Annotated in this window: 2 protein-coding genes; one reads left to right on the top strand and one right to left on the bottom strand. The window is 74.2% G+C overall.

The annotated features are described in order from the left end of the window. Positions 1 to 58: 58 nt before the first annotated feature. On the top strand, positions 59 to 1990 hold the full coding sequence (locus ACIQOV_RS34535) for a galactose oxidase-like domain-containing protein (RefSeq protein ID WP_401054793.1): 1932 nt from the start codon (positions 59 to 61) through the stop codon (positions 1988 to 1990). A 108-nt stretch (positions 1991 to 2098) separates the two neighbouring features. On the opposite strand, the gene ACIQOV_RS34530 is transcribed toward ACIQOV_RS34535, so the two are convergent. Then, positions 2099 to 3136: glycoside hydrolase family 6 protein (locus tag ACIQOV_RS34530; protein WP_401054791.1), on the bottom strand; the 1038-nt coding region annotated here is incomplete at its 5' end.

The following is a 3136-nucleotide window of genomic DNA, read 5'->3' as shown; positions in this document are numbered from 1 at the left end:
CCAGCCCCAGCCCGGCCCCGGCCCGGCACCCGACCGCCTCCCGAGGGGAGCACCCACCGTGAAGATCCACAAGGCCGGCCGCACCAAGCGCCTCGCCCTCGGCAGCACCGTCGCGCTGACCGTGGCCGGGATGAACGCGCCGGCCGTCCTCGGCTTCGCCTCCGAGCAGTACCACCACTACGTGATCAACCGCCCCGAGTACAAGGCGCAGTACGGCCACTGGCAGACCCTGTCGCTGCCCGCCGAGTTCCGGGTCAACGCCGTGCACGCGACCCTGCTGCGCACCGGCAAGGTCCTGATCGTGGCCGGCTCCGGCAACGACGAGAAGCAGTTCAACGCGGGCACCTTCAAGAGCCTGCTCTGGGACCCGGCCGCGAACACCTACAAGCTGGTCCCCACCCCGGCCGACATGTTCTGCGGCGGCCACACCTCGCTGCCGGACGGCCGCGTCCTGGTGGCCGGCGGCACCCAGCGCTACGAGAAACTGGCCGCCGCCGTGAAGAAGGCGGCCGGCATCATGCGGGTGCGCAACGAGAGCCCGGAGCGCGACCGGACCTTCCCCAAGGGCACCGTCTTCGTCGCCCCGAACGGCCACGAGTACGCCAGCACCGCCCCGGTGACCGTCCCGGCCGCGACCAAGACCGGCTCCGGCCGCGAGACCGTGGTCACCGCCGGCGAGCAGCGGGTGTACGTGGAGGCGGTCGGCCCGGGCCCGGACTACGTCTCCGACTCCCCCGCCCAGTACCGGATCAAGGGCCTGAGCGGCACCGACGCCCACAACCTGTACGGGCAGAACGAGAAGCTCACCCTGGACAAGCAGGAGTACCAGGGCATCCGCTCCGCCTTCGAGTTCAACCCGGACACCGAGCTCTACGAGCCGGTCACCGACATGGCCCACGCCCGCTGGTACCCGACGCTGACCGGGCTGGGCGACGGCCGGGTGGTCACCGTCTCCGGCCTGGACGACACCGGGGAGATCCTCGACGGCAACGACAACGAGGTCTACGACCCGAGGACCAAGTCCTGGTCCAAGGGCCCCGACCACTACTTCCCGACCTACCCGGCGATCTTCCTGACCGCCTCCGGCAAGCTCTTCTACTCCGGCTCCAACGGCGGCTACGGCCCCGGCGACAAGGGCCGCGAGCCCGGCTTGTGGGACGTGTCGACCGGGGCCTTCCAACCCGTCCCCGGCCTGCGCGACCCCAACCTCACCGAGACCTCCTCATCGGTGCTGCTGCCACCCGCGCAGGCGCAGAAGGTGATGGTGCTCGGCGGCGGTGGCGTCGGCGAGTCCCCGCTGTCCACGGCCCGCACCGACATCGCGGACCTGTCCTCCGCCGCGCCCGCCTTCACCCCGGGCCCGGACCTGCCGGCCGGCGGCACCCGCTACCTCAACAGCGTGATCCTCCCGGACGACACCGTCTTCACCACCGGCGGCTCCAGCGGCTACCGCGGCCGGGGCGACAGCGACCTGCTGAAGGCGCAGGTGTACCACCCGGACACCAACAGCTTCAGCACCGCCGCCGAGCCGGCCGTCGGCCGCGACTACCACTCCGAGGCGCTCCTGCTGCCGGACGGCCGGGTCGCCGTGCTGGGCTCCAACCCGCTCTTCGCCGACAAGGCCGAGACCCGGCCCGGCGGCTTCGAGCAGCGCATCGAGATCTACACCCCGCCGTACCTGTACCACGGCGAACGCCCGCAGGTCGGTGCCGTTCCGCAGGCGGCCGGGCTCGGCGGCACGCTGGCCGTCGGCACCGCACGGCCGGAGGCGGTCGCCGGCGCCAAGCTGATCCGGCCGAGTTCGGTCACCCACGTGACGGACGTCGAACAGCGCTCGGTGGCCCTGGACATCGCCGGACGGACGGCGGACGGCGTCTCGCTGACCCTGCCCCGCAACCCCGACCTGCTGCCGCCGGGCTGGTACATGCTGTTCCTGACGGACGCCGCCGGCACCCCGTCGGTCGCCCGCTGGATCCAGGTCACCGCGTAGCCGCAACGGCCCGCGCCGTGCGGGCCCGGGCCGGCGCGGGCGGCCGGGACAGGCACACACGCGGGCCCGTGCCGCCGCTCCGTCACGCCCGGGCCGGCGCGGGCGGCCTCAGCGCGCCGCCTGCGCCAGCCCGAGCGCGTACGGCAGCCAGAACTCGCCCGCCCGGGGCTCGCCCCGGCCGCAGTCGCCGTCCGACTCCCCCGGGTTCTTGATCCACAGGTAGGCGTCCACCCCGGGCCGGCCGGTCTCGGTGGTCGGCCGCTCGCCGAGCGCCCGCCCGGGCGGGTTGCACCAGGAGTCGCCGCCCAGGGCCCCGTTGCCGCTGCGGCTGGTGTCGATGACGAAGTTCTTCCCGCCCAGGGCCGCGGAGAGCCTGGCGCCGTACGCCGCGTTCCGCGCGGTGTCGTAGAAGTTGGCGACGTTCACGGCGAAGCCGTCCGCCGCCGCGATGCCCGACTTGCGCAGGGCGGTGGCCAGTTCCTCCGGGTCCTGCGCCCAGCCGGGGTTGCCCGCGTCCAGGTAGACCCGCGCGTTCGGGTTCTTCTTCAGCTCCTGGACGGCGAAGGCCAGCAGGCCGTACCGCTCGGCGGCCAGGTCGCCCTTGATCCCGCAGGTGTCCAGGGTGTGCGCGACGGCGTCCGGCTCCAGCACCACCCAGGCCTTGCGGTCGCCGAGGGCCTGGGCGACGCCGGTGATCCAGGCCCGGTAGGCGGCCGCGTCGGGGGCGCCGCCGGCCGAGTACTGGCCGCAGTCGCGGTGCGGGATGTCGTAGGCGACGAAGACCGCCGTCCGGCCCGCCTCGGCGGCCCGTCGGCTCACCTGCTCGGCGATCTCCCCGGCGCCCTGCTCGCCGAGCCACTGCGAGGAGGGCTGGGCGGCGATACGCAGCAGTTCGTCGGCCTCCGCCGTCCGGCCCTGCCCGCGCAGCGCGGACACCTGGTGGGCGGCGTTGGTCCGATCGGAGACGTAGAAGGCCTGGCCGGGAAGCTGGGCGAAGCCCGCGCCCGCCGCCGCGCCATCGGCCGCACCCGCGGCGGACGGAGCGGACCCGGTTCGCCGCTCGCCGCCGTCCGACCCGCTGCAGCCGGACACGGCCGCCAGTACCACCCCGGCCAGCAGCGCCCCCACGGCCCCGCGCAACGCCCC

The organism is Kitasatospora sp. NPDC091257, from assembly GCF_044757675.1.
Classification (GTDB): Bacteria; Actinomycetota; Actinomycetes; order Streptomycetales; family Streptomycetaceae; genus Kitasatospora; species Kitasatospora lactacystinica.
This window is presented reverse-complemented; position numbering and strand designations above follow the sequence as displayed.